18 protein-coding genes and 1 pseudogene are annotated in these 19,322 nt (G+C 71.1%); 7 read left to right on the top strand and 12 right to left on the bottom strand.

Going from position 1 to position 19,322, the window contains the following annotated elements:
• A complete protein-coding gene (locus ACIA8R_RS45630; RefSeq protein WP_357703811.1) occupies positions 1–528 on the bottom strand; it encodes a ricin-type beta-trefoil lectin domain protein in 528 nt (175 codons plus the stop codon).
• Between the two features lie 159 nt (positions 529–687).
• Between ACIA8R_RS45630 and ACIA8R_RS45625 the strand changes: the two genes are divergently transcribed.
• Together ACIA8R_RS45625 and ACIA8R_RS45620 are read left to right on the top strand one after the other, a co-directional pair.
• Entirely contained in the window at positions 688–3,963 is a 3,276-nt protein-coding gene (locus ACIA8R_RS45625) for an NACHT and WD repeat domain-containing protein (protein WP_397044071.1), read from the top strand.
• Between the two features lie 730 nt (positions 3,964–4,693).
• Positions 4,694–5,005, top strand: a complete 312-nt coding sequence (locus ACIA8R_RS45620; protein WP_397044069.1) for a group II intron maturase-specific domain-containing protein — start codon at positions 4,694–4,696, stop codon at positions 5,003–5,005.
• 203 nt (positions 5,006–5,208) lie between these two features.
• Here ACIA8R_RS45620 and ACIA8R_RS45615 read toward each other — a convergent pair whose 3' ends face one another.
• The gene (locus ACIA8R_RS45615) at positions 5,209–5,985 is read right to left on the bottom strand and encodes a hypothetical protein (RefSeq protein WP_397044068.1); all 777 of its coding nucleotides are present in this window, start codon (positions 5,983–5,985) and stop codon (positions 5,209–5,211) included.
• 463 nt (positions 5,986–6,448) lie between these two features.
• On the opposite strand from ACIA8R_RS45615, the gene ACIA8R_RS45610 reads away from it, so the two are divergent.
• Entirely contained in the window at positions 6,449–6,688 is a 240-nt protein-coding gene (locus tag ACIA8R_RS45610; RefSeq protein WP_397044066.1) for a hypothetical protein, read from the top strand.
• Positions 6,689–7,369: 681 nt separating this feature from the next.
• Here the strand turns inward: ACIA8R_RS45610 and ACIA8R_RS45605 are convergent.
• From ACIA8R_RS45605 to ACIA8R_RS45585, 5 genes and pseudogenes are all read right to left on the bottom strand, one after another.
• Positions 7,370–8,215, bottom strand: coding sequence for a hypothetical protein (locus ACIA8R_RS45605; protein ID WP_397044065.1), 846 nt, complete (start codon positions 8,213–8,215; stop codon positions 7,370–7,372).
• A 110-nt stretch (positions 8,216–8,325) separates the two neighbouring features.
• Positions 8,326–9,393 carry a CU044_5270 family protein gene (locus ACIA8R_RS45600; RefSeq protein WP_397044063.1) on the bottom strand — a complete coding sequence of 356 codons (1,068 nt, stop codon included), beginning with the start codon at positions 9,391–9,393 and terminating at the stop codon, positions 8,326–8,328.
• A complete protein-coding gene (locus tag ACIA8R_RS45595; protein WP_357703826.1) occupies positions 9,386–9,952 on the bottom strand; it encodes an RNA polymerase sigma factor in 567 nt (188 codons plus the stop codon). The genes ACIA8R_RS45600 and ACIA8R_RS45595 overlap by 8 nt, the downstream gene beginning before the upstream one ends.
• The gene (locus ACIA8R_RS45590; protein ID WP_397044241.1) at positions 9,910–10,329 is read right to left on the bottom strand and encodes an AAA family ATPase; all 420 of its coding nucleotides are present in this window, start codon (positions 10,327–10,329) and stop codon (positions 9,910–9,912) included. The genes ACIA8R_RS45595 and ACIA8R_RS45590 overlap by 43 nt, the downstream gene beginning before the upstream one ends.
• A 56-nt stretch (positions 10,330–10,385) precedes the next feature.
• A pseudogene (locus ACIA8R_RS45585) lies at positions 10,386–10,499 on the bottom strand (DNA-binding response regulator); the annotation flags it as partial.
• 234 nt (positions 10,500–10,733) lie between these two features.
• Here ACIA8R_RS45585 and vanY-N point away from each other — a divergent pair.
• Positions 10,734–11,297 (top strand): D,D-peptidase/D,D-carboxypeptidase VanY-N, encoded by a 564-nt coding sequence (gene vanY-N / locus ACIA8R_RS45580; RefSeq protein WP_357703830.1) that lies wholly within the window; start codon positions 10,734–10,736, stop codon positions 11,295–11,297.
• 6 nt (positions 11,298–11,303) lie between these two features.
• Complete coding sequence (locus ACIA8R_RS45575) at positions 11,304–13,160, top strand: ATP-binding protein (protein ID WP_364100343.1); 1,857 nt, start codon at positions 11,304–11,306, stop codon at positions 13,158–13,160.
• A gap of 1 nt (position 13,161) precedes the next feature.
• On the opposite strand, the gene ACIA8R_RS45570 is transcribed toward ACIA8R_RS45575, so the two are convergent.
• From ACIA8R_RS45570 to ACIA8R_RS45560, 3 genes are all read right to left on the bottom strand, one after another.
• Positions 13,162–13,854, bottom strand: coding sequence for an aspartate/glutamate racemase family protein (locus ACIA8R_RS45570; RefSeq protein WP_357703834.1), 693 nt, complete (start codon positions 13,852–13,854; stop codon positions 13,162–13,164).
• A 73-nt stretch (positions 13,855–13,927) separates the two neighbouring features.
• Positions 13,928–15,307, bottom strand: coding sequence for a UDP-N-acetylmuramoyl-tripeptide--D-alanyl-D-alanine ligase (murF, locus tag ACIA8R_RS45565; protein ID WP_364100337.1), 1,380 nt, complete (start codon positions 15,305–15,307; stop codon positions 13,928–13,930).
• 37 nt (positions 15,308–15,344) lie between these two features.
• The gene (locus ACIA8R_RS45560) at positions 15,345–16,301 is read right to left on the bottom strand and encodes a D-alanine--D-alanine ligase family protein (protein WP_397044059.1); all 957 of its coding nucleotides are present in this window, start codon (positions 16,299–16,301) and stop codon (positions 15,345–15,347) included.
• Between the two features lie 345 nt (positions 16,302–16,646).
• On the opposite strand from ACIA8R_RS45560, the gene ACIA8R_RS45555 reads away from it, so the two are divergent.
• On the top strand, positions 16,647–17,114 hold the full coding sequence (locus tag ACIA8R_RS45555) for a hypothetical protein (RefSeq protein WP_397044057.1): 468 nt from the start codon (positions 16,647–16,649) through the stop codon (positions 17,112–17,114).
• Positions 17,115–17,166: 52 nt separating this feature from the next.
• On the opposite strand, the gene ACIA8R_RS45550 is transcribed toward ACIA8R_RS45555, so the two are convergent.
• Both ACIA8R_RS45550 and ACIA8R_RS45545 read right to left on the bottom strand, forming a co-directional pair.
• Positions 17,167–17,478, bottom strand: coding sequence for a hypothetical protein (locus ACIA8R_RS45550; RefSeq protein ID WP_397044056.1), 312 nt, complete (start codon positions 17,476–17,478; stop codon positions 17,167–17,169).
• A 245-nt stretch (positions 17,479–17,723) separates the two neighbouring features.
• Entirely contained in the window at positions 17,724–18,479 is a 756-nt protein-coding gene (locus tag ACIA8R_RS45545; RefSeq protein WP_397044054.1) for a class I SAM-dependent methyltransferase, read from the bottom strand.
• Positions 18,480–18,590: 111 nt separating this feature from the next.
• Here ACIA8R_RS45545 and ACIA8R_RS45540 point away from each other — a divergent pair, with 111 nt between their 5' ends.
• Positions 18,591–19,232: a fibronectin type III domain-containing protein gene (locus ACIA8R_RS45540; RefSeq protein ID WP_397044052.1), complete on the top strand. Its 642-nt coding sequence runs from the start codon at positions 18,591–18,593 to the stop codon at positions 19,230–19,232.
• The last annotated feature ends 90 nt before the right edge of the window (positions 19,233–19,322 follow it).

Below are 19,322 nucleotides of genomic sequence, written 5' to 3'. Positions count from 1 at the left end.
TCAGGCGTCGCAGGACGCCTTCTGGGTGGGCCAGGCCCGCCGGCACCACCGGGTGTTCACGCCGGGCCGGGCGTCACGGGCGACGCGGACGTGCAGGGTGCCCGCCTCGTCGTAGAGGGCGGCCTTGCCGTACCGGTAGGCCAGGATCCTGGCGCCGTCGAACGTCCACCATTGCCCGCTGTCGCCCGGCGCGCAGGGGGTCAGGAGCGCGTCCTGGTTCTTGGGCCCCCGGGCGGTCAGGCATCGGCGGTCGTACCTCTCGTGGTCATTCCGGATCATGAACGTCCCGGGCACCCCTGTGGCCCGGGAGATGTCCTCGACGTGCCAGAGCTGCCACCCGTCCTCGGGCTTGCCGGCCTCCCGGTTGCAGGCCAGGGAGCGGACGTCGTCGCCGTTGTTGGCGTCCAGGCAGTCGCCGGTGCCCGCGTTGACGAACCTGACGACGCCGGTGCCGCCCGCCGCCGGAGCGGCGGTTCCGGCGGGCACCGGCGTGAGCAGCGACAGGGTCAGGGCGACGAGCAGGCGCATGGATCTCCTCGGCTTCTCGGCGGCGTGGCAGGTCCCCCAGTCTCGGCGTGGCGATCATTGTCCGGAAGCCCGTTTCGCACCCTGGACAAACTTGATCAAATCGGGGTGAAGACGTATTTTGCGCTGGTTTGTGGTTCTCATGGGACCTAGGGGGAGCGCATGGGACGTCGTGAACAGGTCGTGGATCCGATGGACGGCCCGGTCGCCGCTTTCGCGGTCGAGCTGCGCAAGTTACGGGAGCAGGCGGGGTCCCCGTCCTACCGGGTGATGGCCGCGCGGGCCCGCTTCGCCGCCTCCACGCTGGCGCAGGCCGCCGCCGGGGAGAGGCTGCCGACTCTGCCGGTCACGTTGGCCTACGTCCGCGCCTGTGGCGGCGACGAGCGGGAATGGCGGGTCCGCTGGGAGGAGACCCTGGCCGCCGATCGGGAGTGGGCATCCGTGGCCGCCGCGTGCGAGCGGGCGCCGTACCGGGGGCTGGCCGGCTTCGAGGAGGCCGACCGGGCCTACTTCTTCGGCCGGTCCTCGCTGGTGGAGCGGCTGGCCGGCATGGTGAAGGCGCACCGGATGGTGATGGTGGTCGGCCCGTCGGGCTCCGGCAAGTCCTCGCTGCTGCGCGCCGGGCTGGTGCCGGCGCTGCGGCCGCGCGCGGCGCGCGTCGTCACGCCGGGCGTCCATCCGGCCCTGCCCGCCGCCGCCGCGGGGGAGCTGGTCGTGGTCGACCAGTTCGAGGAGGTGTTCACGCTGTGCGAGGACCCCGGCGAGCGTGGGGCGTTCATCGACGCGCTGGTGGCCGCCGAAGGCGGGGTCGTGCTCTCCGTACGCGCGGACTTCTTCGGACGGTGCGCCGACCATCCCCGGCTGATCGAGGCCGTCGAGGAGGCCACCGTCCTGGTGGGCCCGATGAGCCCGGCCGAGCTGCGCCAGTCGATCGTCAAGCCCGCGGCCACCGCCGGCCTGATCGTGCAGCGCGAGCTGACGGCCCGGATCCTGGAGGAGGTCACCGGGCAGCCCGGCGGCCTGCCGCTGATGTCGCACGCCCTGCTGGAGACCTGGAAACGCCACCACGGCAAGGCGCTGACGCTGGCGGCGTACGAAGCCGCGGGCGGCATCGCGGGCGCGGTCGCCCGCACCTCCGAGGAGCTCTACGCCGACCTGACCCCGGCCCAGCAGGACAGGCTGCGCCACCTGCTGCTGCGGCTGGTCATGCCCGGCGAGGCGGGCACGCAGCCCACCCGCCGCCCGGTACGGCGCTCGGAGCTGCTGACCGGCGACCCCGGCGACCCGGGCCCCCTCCTGCTCGAGCGCCTGACCGCCGCCCGCCTCGTCACCCAGGACGGCGACACGGTCAACCTGGCCCACGAGGCCCTGCTGACCGCCTGGCCCCGGCTGCGCGCCTGGGCCGAGGAGGACCGCGAACGCCTGAGAGTGCACCGGCGGCTCACCGAGGCGGCCGACACGTGGGAGGAGCACGGCCGCGACCCCGGCGCCCTCTACCGGGGGCTGCGCCTTGAGCTGGCCCGCGAACACCTCACGGCCCGGACCCTCACCCCGGCCGAACGCGCCTTCCTGGCCGCCAGCGACGGCGAGCGCAGGAAGGGCAGGCGGCGCACCGCGGTCCTGGCCGTCCTGGCGGTGTTCCTGCTGGTCACGACGTCCCTCATCTGGCAGCGGAGCCTGGTGAACGGCCAGCAGAAGCGGGAGCTGCACGCCCGCGGCATCGCCGGGACGGCCGAGACCCTGCCCCTGTCGGAACCGTCCCTGGCCATGCGGCTCAGCCTGGCCGCCTGGAAGCTGGCCGACCTCCCCGAGACCCGCGCGGCCCTCCGCGCGGCGAGCCTCCAGCCGCAGCAGGACGTCTTCGCCGACCAGGACACCTCCCCGGACACCCGGCGGAGCCTGAGCGCCGACGGCCGCTGGCTGATCAGCGCCACCGCCACCCGGGTCACCCGCTGGGACCTGCGCACCCACCAGCCCCAGGTCACCGCCGCGCCGGTCCACTCCGACGCGGCGGCGCCGCCGCTCGTGTGCAGACCTGGCGAACCGCTGCGCCTGCCCGACCCCGCGACCGGCCGCCTCGCCGCCCCCGCCTGGGCTCCCACCCCGACCGCCGAGCAGTGCCGCGAGGGACGCCTGCGCCTCTCCCCGGACGGACGGACGCTGCTCATGGCCACCCCCGCCCTGGTCAGGGTGTGGGACGTGGCCTCGGGAACGGAGGCCGCCGCACTCAGCGCGCCGGGCGTGCGCGAGATCGGCTTCAGCGCCGACGGCGCCTTCGTCGCGACCGCCGGCGAGGACGAGCTCCAGGTGCGCGCCACGAACCACCTCCAAGGAGTGCTCCTGCGGCACCCGCTCCACGGCGACGTGGTCGACGACCTCTGGATCGGCCCCGACGCCGGGGAGATCCGCTACCTGACCGGCCCGACCGTGCAGACCCTGCGCATCGGCTCGGCCTTCACCCGCGACTGGCGCGAGGAGAGGGCGATCTCCGCCGCCTTCAGCCCGGACGGCAGGAGCCTGCTCCTCACCTACCGGGACCGTGTCGAGCTGCGCGACGCGAGGACCGGACAAGAGCTGCCCGGTCCGCCCCGGCCCTCCTGCCCGACGCCGTGCTGGATGCAGGCCGCCTTCAGCCCCGACGGCCGGATCCTCGCCTACGGCGACGCCTACGCCGCCTCTTTCACCGCGACGCTGTGGGACCTGGCCGGCCGGCGGATCACCGGCCAGTCGCCGCCCTTCCGCCACGGCGGGCCGCTCGCCTTCGCCCAGAACGGCGAGCTGCTGCTCATCAGCGGCGCCTCGGTCGGGCAGGAGGCGCTCACGAGCTGGAACACGCGCACCGGCGCCGTCGCCGCGTCCCCCGGCGTCACCGGCAGCCGGATCGCCGTCGCCCCGCGGGGCGAACGCCTGCTGACCGATCAGGGCGACATCGCCTCGCTCCCGCCGTTGCGGCGGGCCGGCGGCGGCCCCGGCCCTGGCCCCGCGGAGGCGCTGGCCTTCAGCCCCGACGGTCGGTTCCTCGCCACCGGCGACACCAGAGGACGAACCGCCCTCTGGGACGGCGACCTCCGCCGCAACCTGGGCACGCTGCCCCCCACCGCCCCCGGACCCGTGACCGCGCTGGCCTTCTCCCCGGACGCCGGCTTGCTCGCCGTCGGCACGGAGGGAGGCGTCGTCCAACTGTGGGACACCGCCGGCCGCCGGCCTGTCGGCCCGCCCCTCGCCACGCCGGGCGGCGCGGTCCTCGCGCTGTCCCTCAGCGGCGACGCGCTGTCGGTGGCCGGCAAACACCTGCCCTTCCAGCGCTACGACCTCAGCGCCGCCGGGGCTGCGAGCACCGTATGCCGACGGGTCGGCCGCGGGCTCGATCGGGACGAATGGGCGAGGTACTTCCCGGACTTCCCCTACCAGCCGACCTGCGGGCCGCAGGATCGCTGACAGACTTGGGAACGGCCCAGCCTCGGGTGCCGTTGAGGCCTGGTGCTAGCGCCAGGATCTCCGCGGCTCTGGCCGCCGTCTCGTAGAGCATCCGCCACAGCGCAGCTCCCTCGCCATAGTCGAAGACCTCACTCATCGTCGGTGTTCCCCAGTCCCGCGCCGTTCCGGTTCGGCCCTCCGCTCCCGAAGCTGACCCCAGCCCCGAAGTAGCTGTGTGAGTGATCACGATTGCGGTTCGTGGTCGTCGCGGGTGAGTGAACGAGGCCGGTTGGCCGGAGCCTCTGCTTGATCGTGTTCGTGTCGGGGACGGTCAGGTGGAGGGCGGTTTCGGGTGCGTCGGGAGTGGGAGCCGGAGGAGCTGATCGCGGCGTGGACGCTGCTCGACGGCGACTGGGAGCTGGTGGGGAACAAGACGGGCGCGACGCGGGGCAGGTGAAGGTCGACCTGGTCTTGTTCGCGGAGTACCCGTGGTCGGGGTCGACGATCGCGTGTCACCGCAAGCAGGTGCGAGATGCGCTGGGGTTCCGGGAGTCGACGCGGGCGGATGAGGATGTGCTGGCCGAGTGGCTGGCGGATTCGGCGCGGTTGTTCTGTGGGAGCTGGCCACGGGTGAGGACGGGCTCCTGCTCGAGCTGAAGTCCGACCCCGGACGGCTGGGGCTGGAGACGCTGCTGGAGGAGATCGTCAAGCTGCGGCGGGCCAAGGTGCTGGGGCTGAGTACAAGCGGGAAATGCGAGGGACGAACAAGCACTACGTCTACACCTTGGTGTCCAAGAAGGCGATCCAATCGATCAAGGACAAGGTGAAGGCGAAGACCTACAGGTCAACCCGCCATATGAGCCTGGCCGAGCTGATCATCAGTCTCAACCGGCTCTTGCGCGGGTGGGCGAACTACTTCCGCCATACGGTGGCGAAGAACATGTTCAATGCGATCGACTCCTTTGCCTGGCATCGTGTCGCGAACTGGATTTTCCGCAGACACTCGCTGCTCAGCCGTCAGGAGACGCGCCGCCGATTCCGCCGGCCGGGGCACCCACCGTGAGCAATCACGGCAGGGCGCCTCGGTCCGACCCGGCAACGGCGTTGATCGTGTTGTGACTTGCCTGGTCGATGCTGGGCGGACATGACGCACTCCCCGATGCACATCGACGAACTGGTCGACGGGTACAGCTCCTCGTCATACAGCGGGTTGCCGTACCTGGACAGGACCACGGTGGCGCGGCAGGCGTGCAGGCCATTACCGGCTCACGTGTGACAGACGACCTTGGTGAGCAGCGTGCCAGGAGGCAGGCCGCCGATCAGGTCGTCGACGAAGCGCCGCCACTCCAGCGCCCGTGCTTCCTCCACGTCGGCCCGCAGTCCGCGATCGCCGCGTTCGTGCCAGCGCCCGCCTTCGACGAGACAGGCCGGATGCCAGCCCGTCCGCAGCAGGTACTCCTCGCGGGTGAATCCGCCGATCTGGATCTCGTCGAGCGAGTCGCGGTGCTCGGCGGCCTGGTAGGCGTCCCAGGCGCGCCCCGCTGCTTCGGCCGACTCCCGCTCCATGGCGACGAAGTCGATCTCCTCGACTACCGACTGCGCGCCGTATAGCACCTCACCGGGCCTGCCTCGACGCCAGAGCCGCGCGTGGTCGCGGATGTCGGGCCAGCCGGCGTAGGCGGCCTCGTCGAGGACGACCGCGCCACCCGGCCTGGTCCGTAGCGGCCACCACTCGCTGTTGACAAACCAGTAGTCCCAGCGCGCCAACGGGTTCTCGTGGGAGTAGAAGTACCAGCCGCGCTCGTCCTTGTCGATCTCGTCGCGCTCGCCGAGGAACTCGTCGAAGGTGCTGCGCACGTACGCGGCGATCGCGGCCTCGTCCGCGTCGGGCCCCAGGCGCCCGGCCCACATGCCCTGCACGAATCCGTCCTGGAGCTCGTCCTCGGTGATGTAGCGGCGGAAGGCGCCCACCCGGGTGCGTTTCGCATACGGCGCGAGCTGCCGCCCGACCTCGGGCCCGATGACGAGCACTTCGAACTTCACGTGATCATTATGGCGTCGAGAATTCGGGGCCGGAATTGCGATTCGGGCCCTTTGATGCAGGCCGTCCTGCGCGATCGCCTTCGACGAAGCTTTGCCGCGATCCAGCGGCCCCCAAAGCGGATCCATAGCGAGGCCGCGCATACTCGTGGTCGCGCACAGCCGAACAGGGGGCCGTCGACGCTCACCCGACTCAGCCAAGGTGCCGGCGGGCGGGCTGCCGATTGTCCGAACGGCGAAAGGGGCTACCAGACAATCGGCGGGATGCTGAGACTGAGGGCCTGCCGGCGACCTGACGACGTGGGGATGTCGATATGGGCGCCGACAGGCGAGGGCTGTGAACTGCCTGTTCCTGCTCAGGCTGGAACAGCAGGACAGGCGGCGGCCCAGCGTCTGCACTGGATCGCGTGCCCATCCCGGGCACGGGCGGAGATCACGCACATCGAGAGTGGCGAAAGGTGACGGCATGACCAAGACGACGCTCAAACTGGCCGCGATCGGGCTGCTGACCGCGGCGGGGCTCGGCCTGGCCGCCGGCCCGGCAGCCGCCAAGGAGGAACCCTGGCCCAGCAGCGGCGGGATCGCCCCCATGGGCGAGGAAGCCTGGCCCGGCAAGGGCGGGATCGCCCCGAAGGAGGACTACTACCCCGGCGGCGGCACGGTCGCCCCGATGAAGGAGGACTTCTACCCCGGCACCGGCGGCTGAGGCCCGTGCTGGCTTTCCGGCCCGGAGCGTGAGCAAGGCCAGGCTTCCACCTCTGCCAAGGTGTGAGCCTGGCCTGCATGGGCCTGAGCGGCCCCCTGTCTGAGACTTGTCCCGGGCAAGGTACATCCGCGGCGACCGGATGTACCTTGACATCGGCGTGGCGGGCGCCTGCCACGCTCGCGAGTTCGGCGGCTGGGTGATGTGTTCGTGGGGAACTACCAGGATGGCGGGCGCGGGCCCGCCTGGACGTACCGTCAGTTTGCAGGCCAATGCGGCCGCAGAGCTGCCGGGCCTTGTCGCCGACGTTCATCAACAGCCTGGTCGCGGCGTAGCGTCAGCAGCCTTGGTCATGTGGTGATTCGTCCCAAGGTGTTCGTTCCTCGCTGGCACCGCCAACGACTCCCGCGAGTCCCTACGCGTCCGCGCGCGGACGCGTAGGGACTCCCGAAACTCCCGGAACCACCCTGGCCACTCATCCGCCCGCCCCGGTAGGCGCCAGATCGACGTCATGAGGGATCCCGGCCCGGCACATCGGGCACCAGGGCCGCCCCGATCGGGGGTTCAGGTCGGCGCCGCCGGCTCCGATGAAGGGGACCGTTCGCCGAGCTGTGAACGGCCCCCGCCATCACCTCGAACGTCGCTCGCTTACCCCGAGTGACCAGGCCCCCAGGCCCACCCCGGTCAGAGCGCGAAGTCCACGGCGAACCTCTGGTACACCTGCTCCTTGGCCGTCTTCGCCTTGGGCGAGTACGCGGCGTAGAAGGACTTGCCGCATTCCAGGTCCTTCAGCGCCGTCTTGATCTCCTTCTCCAGGTACGGCTTGGCCTGCTCCGGCTTCAGCGGCGGCATCAGGGCCAGGGTGCGGCCCTCGGGCGCCTTCGGCAGCGAGCCCTTGTGCAGTTTCCTGGCGACCTGCGTGGCCTGCTTCACGAACGCCGACCGACCGCGTTCGGCCAGGACCGAAGGCCTGGTGTCGCTGATGCCCAGGCACGCGCCGAACCGCTTGCCGAGCCGCGCGAGCCGCTCGTCCTTGTCGAGAGCGGCCACGGACTTGCCCAGTGCCGCGTTGAGCTGGGTGAGGTAGTCGCCCCGCTGCGAGGTGACGGTGAGGCCCAGGTGCTTCTCGGCCGCCTCGGCGAAGCAGGCGTCGTCGGCCGCGCGCCACTTCTTGAGCTCGTCCGCCGGCATCGCCATCAGGTTCTTGTTGTTCACGCTTTCCCCGGACACCGGGTTGACCGCCGGGTCACCCGGATAGACCAGCCTGGACCAGACGCCGAACCCGTACTTGGCCCGGTACGCGCGCAGCGCCTCATGGTCGCCGGCCAGCCGCTCGAACTCTCCCGGCTGCCACTTGCGCTTGACGATCGGCTCGGCCAGGTAGGTGAGCCCCTTCTCCTGCATGCAGGCCACCCTGGTCTGCTCCATGGCGGCCTTCTTCTCGTAGGCGGTCTGCGTCTCCGGTGAGGGGAGAGCGCTGAACGTACCGATGAGCAGGGTGGCTGCGACAGCCTTCGCTGCGATCAACATGGTTTGCTCCTTTATTTGGGCATGCGAAACCACGCATGCGAAATGGCGCATGCGTAACAGCGGCATGCGAAACAGAACTTCCGGCCGAAAGGCCGGATCGGGGGAAAGTCTCAGCAGGGGATCTGCACGCGGGACGCGTTCGGCGACACCTCGGGCAGACCGGGGACGACATCGACGGCGAGCACCGCGGTGCCGTTCACCTTGCCCTTCCGCTCGATGACCTCGCCGAAGGGCATTTTCGCCTTTCTGTCCGCGGTGTTCACCGTGCGCTCGCCCAGGTAGCGATAGGTGCGCTTGTCGAAGATCAGGTCCGAGCGCCTGCCGTCGCCCTGGTCCATCCCGACGGCCAGGCCGGGCCGACCGGCGACGTCCACGGCGTCGGGGATGAGCACGATGCCGTCCAGCCCCGAGGCCACCTGGTAGAGCGCGGCGCTCAGACTGGGGCGAACCACCGACTCGGTGACCAGGCCCTGGAGGGAGGACCACATGCGCAGCGGATCCGGGCCCGTGTCGGCCACGATCTTCGCGCGCACCTGCGCGGGGTCCGTGGGCCAGCTGCGCAGCCGGGCGTAGGCCGGTTGGCCGGGGCAGGCCGCGGGCTCGTACACGGTGTCCTCGACGCCGTGGTCCCAGCGGTTGCGGGGCGCCGGTCCCGTGGCCGACACGGACTGCTCGCGGCTCAGCCAGGGCTTGCCGACGTCAGCGGCCTCCCAGCGTTCCTCGTTGACCATCACCTTCGTGTACTGCCGCGTGCCGGCCTCGTCCGGCGCGAACAGGCTGCGCTGGGCCAGCATTCTGGTGTGCACGTACTGGCCGGAGGCCGGCACCGTGTCCGGCTGCTCGGCGGCGGCCCGCGCGGCCAGCTTGAGCAGCGTCTGAGCGTCGGCGGGCGGCGCGGCGAGCGGGTTGCCCGGGTCGGTGCCGCCCAGGCCCACCTGGGCGGCGAGGATGCCAACGGTGAGCGCCGCTGCCATGGCGCCGGCCAGGGCGACTCGCCTGGTACGCAGGAAGGCGCCGGGACGGGCGAGCACCCCACGGCCACGCGGTCGGGCGAGCACTCCCCGTCCGCCGGGACGGGCGATCGTGGACATCAGGGCAGCCCGGGAGGCCGCCAGGTCGTGCGCGCTCGGCTCGGGCTCATCGGCCCACAGGCGGCCGAGGTCCTCCATCTCATTCATGGTCCGTCCCTTCCAGAGCCTGCCGGATCTTCCTGCGCGCCCGGTTGAGCCGGGAGCGGACAGTCCCGACCGGGACGTCCAGCGCCTCGGCCACCGCCTCGTACGTCAGCCCCGCCCACGCCACCAGCAGCAGCGTGTCCCGGTCGCCGGCGCCTAACCCGGCCAGGGCCGCCACCAGCGGCTTGTTCACCGCGAGCGTGTTCACGCTGTCCTCCACCAGCCCGCCGCCGATCTCCGCCGGATGTACGCCACCACGCACGTACGCCCGGTAACGGGCCTCCTCACGCCTGCGCCTCTTGCCGATCACGTTCGAGGCGATGCCGTACAACCAGGGCCGGGCGTCGTCCTGGCAGGACCGGTAGCGGTGCCGGTGCTCGAACGCCGCCAGGAAGGTCTCGGACACCACGTCCTCGGCCGCTCCCGGACCGAGCCTGCGCGCCGCGTAACGGTGCAGGGCGGGAGCATGCCGGTCGAACAGCGCGGCGAATGCCTGCGGCTCCCGCAGGGAGCGGTGGATCAGGTCGCTGTCGGCGGCCTCGGCTGTCGCCGGTTCGGCCATGAACGGGTCAGCTCCTTATCGCGGGTGCGGGCAGATTCACCTGTTCTTACCGCTGCTCCGCCGAAAGGTTCACACCGGCGCCCTGCCATTTCTGCCGCGGCAACGGCTCTGCGTCTGTCCTCTACAACAAATTCCTCGCGGTAGTCGGGGGCCTGTGGGAAGGTCCTGACAGGCAGGCAGGCCTCGCGCTCATGCGGCGTCTGAAGTCCCCTTGTGTCTTGTGATTGGACTCGTGTCCCTCTCTGTTGAGGAGCACGAACCAAGCACCGCAGCTGGACCGGGTCGCCGATCAGCACCACCTTGGTGACGGTGCGTCTGGCCTCGCTCAGCAGGGCGGCCAGTTGCCGGTCATCGACGATCGCGCCTTCGTCGACCACTCGGACGTTCACGCCGTCCGGGCCGGGGCCGCCGGTGACCACCAGGCCGCGGCTCTCCCACGCCGGAGCACCGCGCGAACGCGTGCGTCGAGCACCCTGGGTTGCACCGGTTTGACCACGTAGTCGTCGGCGCCCGCCTCCAACCCGGCCACCACGTCGATATCATCATCCGGGTCAGGGCCAGCTCAAGGCCCTCCCGCACGGCCGGGTCATCCTCGATCAACAACACTCGCGACACGCCGCCGAGTTTCACAGCCCGCGTCGTCCACGCCATGTCGTGGTCGTGCCACAAGCTCGCAGCCCGTGGCGCCGCTCGACGGTGAGAGGCGCACAGCCTGGGCCGTCGACAAACGGTGACATTCGGCGGACGACGCGCTCATATTTGGCGCCAATGGTGGTTCGTCATGGACGAACCACGCACCATCCCTCCCCGGCCCCGAGACAGGCTGTACGCCGCGGCCACGCTGGTGCTCGCCGTGCTGCTGCTGCCGCCAGCCTTCGTTCGCCATCCAGGCCGCGCCCGCGAACTGGCCTGCCGCTGGGCGTTGCGGATGCGATTCCCCGCCGAGAACCTCGCCGGGCTCACCGACGGCGCGATGGCCGCGTTCACCGCGGCACGCACCGAGGCGCTGTGGCGTCACGGCCAGCTCATCGGCGTCACCTCCGGATACCGCGACCCCGTCGTCCAGCAGCGGATGTTCGACGACGAGGTGCGCCGCTCCGGCTCTCCGTTCCTGGCCCGCATGCTCGTGCTGCCACCGGCCGAGTCCAGCCACGTCAAGGGCATCGCCCTGGACGTGCGCCCGCACGAAGGCGCTCGCTGGCTGGAGGAACACGGCGCCCGCTACGACCTCTACCGCCTGTACGACAACGAGTGGTGGCATTTCGAGCACCGCCCGGACAGGCGGGGCATACCGCCGCGACGGCTCCCCCACCCCGGCGTGCACCACCTCTTCGAGAAGGGGTAGCGATCCATGTCCGGTTCTCTGGGGCGGCGGCTGCGCGCGGCGCGCGAGATGGCGTTCGTGGGGCGGGAGGAGGAGCTCGCGGTTTTCACCACGGCGCTGTACAGCGGCGCCCGCAGCGTCCTGTACGTGCACGGTCCGGGCGGCATCGGGAAGTCGGCCCTGCTGCGGCGCTTCGCCGACGAGGCCGAGACGGCGGGGCGGCCCGTGTCCATGCTGGACGAGCGCCTGATGGACCCGGCGGCCTGCCAGGACGACGCGGTGCTGCTGTTCGACGGTTTCGACCGCGTGCAGAGCCTGGAGGGGTGGCTGCGCGAACGGTTCCTGCCGCGGGTGCCCGCGGGGGCGCTGGTGGTGATCGCGGGACGGAACCCGCCGGATGTGCGCTGGCAGGCGGACCCGGCATGGGCGGGGTCGCTGGAGGTGCTGCCGCTGCGCGATCTGCGGGCCGCGGACGCGCACACCCTGCTGGACGCCGCCGGCGTGCCGGCCGAGGTGCGCGAGCCGCTGCTCGCCTTCGCCGGCGGTCACCCGCTGGCGCTGCTCCTGGGGGCGGCCGTGGCGGCGAAGGACGGCGGGCGATGGAGGCCTGATCAGGACCTGGTGGCCGAGTTGCTGGATCAGCTGGTGGGCGAGCTGCCCTCGGCCGCGCACCGGCGTGCCCTGGAGATCTGCGCGCACGCGTACACGACGACGGAGGACCTGCTGCGGGTGGCCTTCCCCGAGGACGCGGGGACGCTGTTCCGCTGGCTGCGGCGGTTGCCGTTCGTCGAATCGAGCGGTCTCGGGCTGTTCCCGCACGGCGTGGTCCGGCGGCTGCTGGAGGCGGACCTGCGCTGGCGGGACCCCGAGGCGTACACGGTGATGCACGAGCGCGTGCACGCGCGCGTGGCGGACAGGGTGCGTACGGCGAGCGACGCGGACGTGCCCGGCGCGGTGGCGGCACTGCTCCATCTCCACCACGGGCCGCCTACCGGCGACGGCGAGTTCCAGGAAGAGGCCTTGCCACAGGCGGAGGCCGGCATCCTGGTACAGGCAGCGGCATTCTGGGTGGAGCGTCAGCCGGAAGCGTTCCGCCTCTATCGAAGCGCCGAGACGGGCGAGCCGGTGGCTCTCTCCGCGTGGCTGCGGTTGACGGAGCTCGATGAGGAGGAGCTGGCGGCCGATCCCGTCGTGGCCGCGGCGTGGGCGCACGCGCGCGCCACCACCCCGCTGCGCGCCGGTGAGCACCTGGCGGTCAGCAGGCAGTGGGTGCTTCCGCCGTACCGCGGTAACTCGGTGTTGCTGGAACTGATCCAGTGGCGAGCGCTCGGCAACTGTCTGCGGGCCGAACGGCTGGCCTGGTCGTACCTCGAAGCACGGACGGAGCGGTATCACGGGATGCGTGACATCTCCGGCGGCCTGTTCGTTCACGACTGGCGGGCGGTGCCCGCGCAGGCGTGGCTGGAGCAGATGGTCAAGAGGCCCGCGAGCGGCCCTGGCGCGGCGACGGCGAGACTGGCGGTGCTGTCCAGGGAGGAGTTCGCCGACGCGGTCCGCGGAGCGTTGCGCAGGTTGCCGCGGCCGGACGAGCTGGCCACCTCCCCCCTGACGCGCACCAGGCTGGTCGCCGATGAGCAGAATCCCGCCACGGCACTGGGTGACCTGCTGCGCCAGGCGATCGGCGACCTGAGCGAGGACCCGCGCTCGGTCAAGTTCCACCGGGCGCTGTCCGTCACGTTCCTCTGCGGTACGCCCACGCAGGAGCTGGCCGCGGAACGGCTCGGCATCCCCTTCACCACCTACCGCCGCCACCTGGCGGCCGGCATCGAACGGGTCTGCGCCGACCTGTGGCACCGCGAGCTGTACGGCACCAGCCGTACGTGAATCACTCGGCGAGGGCGAAACCGACCGCCGCCTCGGCGTGCAGCCGGGCGCTCGGCAGCACAGGGATCGGGCTGTGCTTCTCACTGATCAGCAGCTCGATCTCCGTGCAGCCCAGGACGACGCCCTCCGCGCCATCGTCGGCGAGGTCCTGGATGATCCGCGCGTAGGCGTCCCTGGACGTTTCCCTGATCACCCCGCGCACCAGCTCGTCGAAGATCACGTCGTGGACCAGCTTCCGCTGTTCGCGACGCGGGACGACCACCTCGACGCCGTGGGCGGCCAGCCGATCCAGGTAGAAGGGCTCCTCCATGGTGAACCTGGTGCCGAGCAGGCCGACCTTGCGCATGCCCCTGGCGCGGATCTCGGCGCCCACGGTGTCGGCGATGTGCAGCACCGGCACGCCCACGGCCCGCTCCACGTCGTCGCTCACCCGGCTGAAGGTGTTGCTGCAGACGAGCAGGACGTCGGCGCCGGAATCCTCCAGTCGCCTGCCCGCACCGGTCAGCAACGTGCTCACCTCGTCCCAGCGGTCGGCGAAGATGAGGTCCTCGACCGTCGTGTAGTCGACCGACCAGATGAGGCTGTTGGCGGAATGGCTGCCGCCGAGGTGCTCGCGGGTGCGCTGGTTGATGATCTGGTAGTAGATCACCGTCGATTCCCAGCTCAACCCGCCGATAAGACCGATGGTGCGCATGGAACTCCGTTTCGCCGGCTCGTCGCCGGAAGGCTTGACAGGGTGGCTGGTCATTCGGCAGAACAGAAGCTGTTCAGGCGTCGGCCAGCGCGCGGGCGCAGGCGCCGAGCCCGATCTCGCTTGAGGCCTTGACGAACACCACGTCGCCCGGTTCGAGCAGCGAGCCGGCCAGCTCGGTGGCGCCGGACACGTCCTCGACCGTGTGGACGGCCACGCCCCGGTTCGCGGACTCCGCCGCCCACGCCATCGCGAGCGGATCCCCCTCCCCTACCGCGATCAGCACGTCGAAGCGGAGGTCGGCGACGAGCCGGCCGATCTCGGCGTGCCGGGCGCGCGAGGTGTCCGCCTGCTGCCCCATCGCGCCGAGCACGGCGACGGTACGGCGGGCGCCCGCCACCGCCCGCACCGCCCGCAGCCCGGCCTTCATGGACTCGGGGCTGGCGTTGTAGGCGTCGTTGACGATGGTGATGCCGTCACGTCGTTCGACGATCTCCAACCGGCCCGCGGAGCGCCGCCGGGCGGCGTTCAGTCCCTCGGCGATCTCGGCGGCGCCCAGGCCGAGCGCGGTGGCCACGGCGGCGGCGGCCAGCGCGTTGCCCACCTGATGCTCGCCTATGAGGTCGAGCGTGACCGGGGCGCTGCCGTCCGGCGTCACCAGCTCGAACGCGGGCCGCGCGCGGTCGTCCATCCGCACGCCTTCCGCCCGCACCTGTGCCCCCGCCGCCGCGCCGTACAGCAGGACCTTGGCCCTGGTACGGCCGGCCATCCCGACGACGTACGGGTCGTCGGCGTTGAGCAGCGCGAACCCGTCCGCCGGGAGCGCCTCGACCAGCTCGCCTTTGGCCTCGGCTATGTCGGCCGGCCCGGATCCCATGCGCTCCATGTGCGCGCTGCCGACATTGAGCACCAGCCCAAGCTGCGGTGGCGCGAGTCCGGTCAGGTACGTCAGGTCGCCCTTCCTGCTCGCCCCCATCTCCAGCACCAGGTACCGGGTGGCGGCATCGGCGCGCAGCACGGTGAGCGGCAGGCCGAGCTCGTTGTTGAACGACCTGTCCGTGGCGACCGTCTCGGCGTGCCGTTCGAGCACCTGCGCCAGCAGGTCCTTGGTGGTGGTCTTACCCACGGAGCCGGTCAGACCGATCACGGTCGGGCTGATGCGTCCGAGCAGGCGCTTGGCCAGCACGCCGAGCGCGAGCTGTACGTCGTCGACCACGAGGGCGGGCACGCCGACGGGCCGCGAGGCCAGCACGGCGACGGCGCCGCCCGCGACGGCACGGGCCGCGTAGTCGTGGCCGTCGACGCGGGCGCCGACCGTCGCGGCGAACAGGCCGCCGGGCACCACCTCGCGCGAATCGACTGCCGCGGGCGCCGTCACCAGCGCGCGCGGATCGCGCACGTCGTGCAGGCTCGCGCCGACGACCTGCGCGATCCTCTCCAGCGTCGTGGCGATCACTTGCCGCTCCTGACGGTCACTTGCCTGCTTCTGGCGATCACTTGCCGCTCCGGGCGAACGCGAGGTCGATGAGGCGGCGCAGCAGATCCGGGTACGGGACACCGCTCTCGGCCCAGGCCCTGGCGTAGACGGAACGGGCCGTGAAGCCGGGCATGGTGTTGATCTCCAGCACGTACAGGCGTCCCGACTCCTCCTCGTAGAGGAAGTCGACCCTGGCCAGGCCGTAACCGCCGATCGCCTGGAAGGCGCGCAGCGACATCTCGCGCACGTCCTCGGCCACGCGTTCAGGCAGGACGGCGGGGATCGTGGCGATCTCGGCATCGCTGAGGTACTTGGCCTCGTAGTCGAGCCAGTCGCCTGGCACGAGGAGCTCGCCGGGCAGCGACGCCTCCGGGAAGTCATGACCGCCGAGCACGCTGCAGATGAGCTCGCGCGCGGCTACCTCCTGCTCGACGATGACCAACCGGTCGTGGGTCAGCGCCAGCTCCACACCCGCGCGCAGCTCCTCCATCGTGGTGACACGCGAGATGCCGATGGAGGAGCCCAGACCGGACGGTTTCACGTACATCGGCCAGTCGAGCGACTTCACCAGCCCCCAGGAGTCGAGGGTGGCGCGCCATTCGTGCTCGGTGAACCACACACCCGGGGTGACAGGGATGCCCTCCGCCAGGAACGCGCGCCGCATCGCGACCTTGTCCATCGCCACGGCGGAGGCCAGGACGCCGCAACCCACGTACGGGATGCCCAGCGTCTCCAGGTGCCCCTGGACGACGCCGTCCTCGCCGAACGGTCCGTGCAGCACCGGGAAGACCACGTCCACCTGATCGCGTCGCAGCTCCACCGGCCACCTGCCCTGGCGGTCGATGATGACGGGCACGGGCTCGTACAGCTCCTTCGGCAGGGCGTCGAGCACGGCGTGTGCCGACAGCAGCGACACCTCGTGCTCGGCGGACGGCCCGCCGGCCAGCACCGCCACGCGTACGCGTTCTGTCACTATCGATCAGCCTTCCTAGGTGGGACGGTCGCAGGACCTGCCCGCCGAGTGTCGGCATTTCACCTGACCAGTTTCCAGGCCATTCACTGTCCAATTTCCGGCTATGGACGCATGAGTGGGCCGAAGATGTCCACGCCCATCTCCCAGGCTTGGCGCTGGGAGAGCAGCCGTCCTGCCGCCTGCGGGTGCGCCTGGTTTCCACGCCTGTGCCGCCGCGCTGTCGGCGAAGAAGCCGATGTGGCCGCAGCGCACCTCCGCGGCGGCACCCTCACAGCAGGCCTGCTCCTGCACCGGCCCGGCCGGCGAGGCCGGGCATATCCGAAGCATCGAGATGAGAAGGACTCCATGAGCACCGCGCGACTGACGCCCCTGCTGCGTCAGATATTGCCCGTCATCCCCGACGGTGCCGAGGTGAGGACGGCGACACTCGACCTGCCGCCGGGTGATCCGAGCACTCCACCGCATCGCCACTCCGGCCCGGTCTTCGGCCACCTCCTGGAAGGCGAGCTGCTCTTCGAGTTGGAGGGCGAACCACCCCGGGTGATGCGCCAGCACGCCCCGCGCAACCTGGTCGGCCACCTGACCGCCATGGCCCGCAGCGGCGACCTGGCCGACGTCCAAGGCGACGTGCGTCAGGAAGCCACCCGGCAGCAGGCGCGCACGGCCGCTGGCGACCGCCGCTCGCGGCCCTGCCGCCCGCACGGCGAGCCCGGCGGCGCCGACCTGCGTCCCCGCTCGGGAAGCCCCTGGTGCCCGTTGTGCCGGGCCGGGAGACCCGGCGACCACCTGGCGCCCACCGGGACCGGCGGATGAGGGCGGGAAAGTTCCGGGAGTGCCTACGCGCCCGCGCGCGGGCGCGTAGGCGTCAGGACGTCCTGCTCCCGAAGGCGTCCCCAGCGCTGGTGATGATCAGGTCTGTGGTGGCGTCGTTGGCGGCGGAGACGGTGGGGGTGTCGCCGGGGTACGCCTTGGCGGCGATCTTGCCAACGCGGGGCGGTCCAGGGCGGGGATCTTGGAGGTGGTGGCGGGGTCCTCGAAGAGGAGGACGCCGTCGGCGGGGTGGAATCCCCTGGGCGACTCCTTCGGTTCGCACGAGGAGGCCGGCCTCGGTCAGGATGTGCCGCTGGCGGAGCAGGGACTGGGACGCGGTGGCGACGCGGGAGTAGACGATCTGCACCGGGACTCCTCGGAAAGGGGCGTGGCGCCCCGTTCTGTCTGTCGGGAAATCCTGTCGTCAGTCTTCGCTGGAAATCAGCCGCCCAGAGCGATATTTCATCCCGTGGTATCCAATTTTATGAGGCGTCGGGAGCCGGTCGGGAAACCACCTAATCCCGACACGCTTCGAGTGCGACTTAGCGCTTCAGTCGGCAGGAATCGCCCACTGAAGCGCGAAGCCATGAACAAATGATCGTTACGGAGCTTCTAGCTGGCTTCGAGAACGAAGAACAGGAAGCACAGAAACCTCGTGCCGGTGATCTCGCGGAGCTCCTCGGGGAACAGCTCGCGGGCTTCCGGCACAAACGGTGGTTCGCTGATGACACTGATGCGAAAGCCCGCCGCGGTGAAGGCTTCGGTCATCGCGTGCAACGGCCGGTCCCAGAACTTCATGTGGACGGTCTGCCCACCTCTGGTCCATTCGTCGGTCCGGCTGCAGGTCTCGAAGTACTTGAACTTTTCTCCAGCCATGTGCTGCATGAGCGTAATGCCGAAGGGGTGATGGACCGAGACGAGGAGTCGGCCACCTGGCTTCAGCACGCGCCGCAGCTCGGCCAGCGTCGGTCCCCAGTCTTCCAGGTAGTGCAGCACCAGGGACGCGATGACGTCGTCGAACGCCTCGTCAGGGAAGGGCAATGGGTCAGCCAGGTCAGCGACCTGCAGATCCGCGTCGGCGCCCAGCCGCTGCCGGGCCTGCTCCAGCATCCCGGCGCTCGCGTCGACGCCGGTGACGGTGGCGCCTCGATCGCGCAGCGCGGAGAACAGGGGGCCTGAGCCGCAGCCGGCGTCGAGGATGCGCCTTCCGGTCACGTTCCCGGCAAGCTCCAGCATCGCGGGACGCTCGTAGTACGCATTTGTGAGGCTGGTCTCGTTCTCGGTCGCGTACCCCTCGGCCATCCTGTCGTAGTCGTTGAATCGGGGCGAAGATGCGGTCTCAACGTACTTCTCGGGCGTGGCAGACATCAGGCCATTGTGGCCCATCAGTCACGGACGACACTCCGTCGTCGTACGCAGGTGTGATGGGCAGGGGTCTCGGAGGGGAACCCCTGGTGGGAGGAGTGGCCGGGGATCCGGGTGGACGCGTACCTGCGCGCGAGCACGTGGCTGGGCGGCGGGGAGACCCGCTTCGACCGGCTCATCGACCAGTCCTGGAAGACCCGCGACGCAGGCGGCGGGTTCGCCGGGATCGCCGTGGACCCGCCCCGCGCGGACGTCGAGGTCGGCAAGCCGGTCTCCTTCAAGGTGACGTTCTTCGGCCTGCCCACCGCGCCGGTCACCTGGAAGGTCACCGCCGGGCCCGGCGCCATCGACGCGGCCGGCAAGTACGTCGCCGACCGGCCCGGCGTCGCCGAGATCACCGCCACGGCCTCCGGCCGTACGGTGTCGGCGCTGGTGTTCGCGCAGTGCTGGCTGGAGGCGTCCCCGCCGGCGCTCGGCATGCTGGGGCCGCCGCTCAACGTGGCGGCCACGGCCGGGGCGGCCTCCGCGACCGTCAGGTGGGACCCGCCCCGGGTGCTGGGCGGCCTGCCCGTCCGCCGGTACGCGCTGATCACCTCTCCGCCCGGCCGGACCACGTACGTGCCGGCGGACCGGACGAGCGCCGTCGTCCAGGGGTTGCGGGCGGGGCAGGCGTACAACGTGATCGTGTACGCGATCACCGACGTCGCGATGAGCCCGCCGTCGTCGTCCGGCGGTTCCGTCACACCGACGAACTGACCAGCGGCGGGGGGGGGGGGGGGGGGGGGGGGGGGGGGGCGGCGCGCCCGGGGGGGGGGGGGGCGGCGACCCCCGCCGCGCGGGGGTGGG

This window comes from Nonomuraea sp. NPDC051191 (genome assembly GCF_044455665.1).
In the GTDB taxonomy this organism is placed as follows: Bacteria; Actinomycetota; Actinomycetes; order Streptosporangiales; family Streptosporangiaceae; genus Nonomuraea.
The sequence above is the reverse complement of the archived record's forward strand: the minus strand, read 5'-3'. Positions and strand labels throughout refer to the sequence as shown.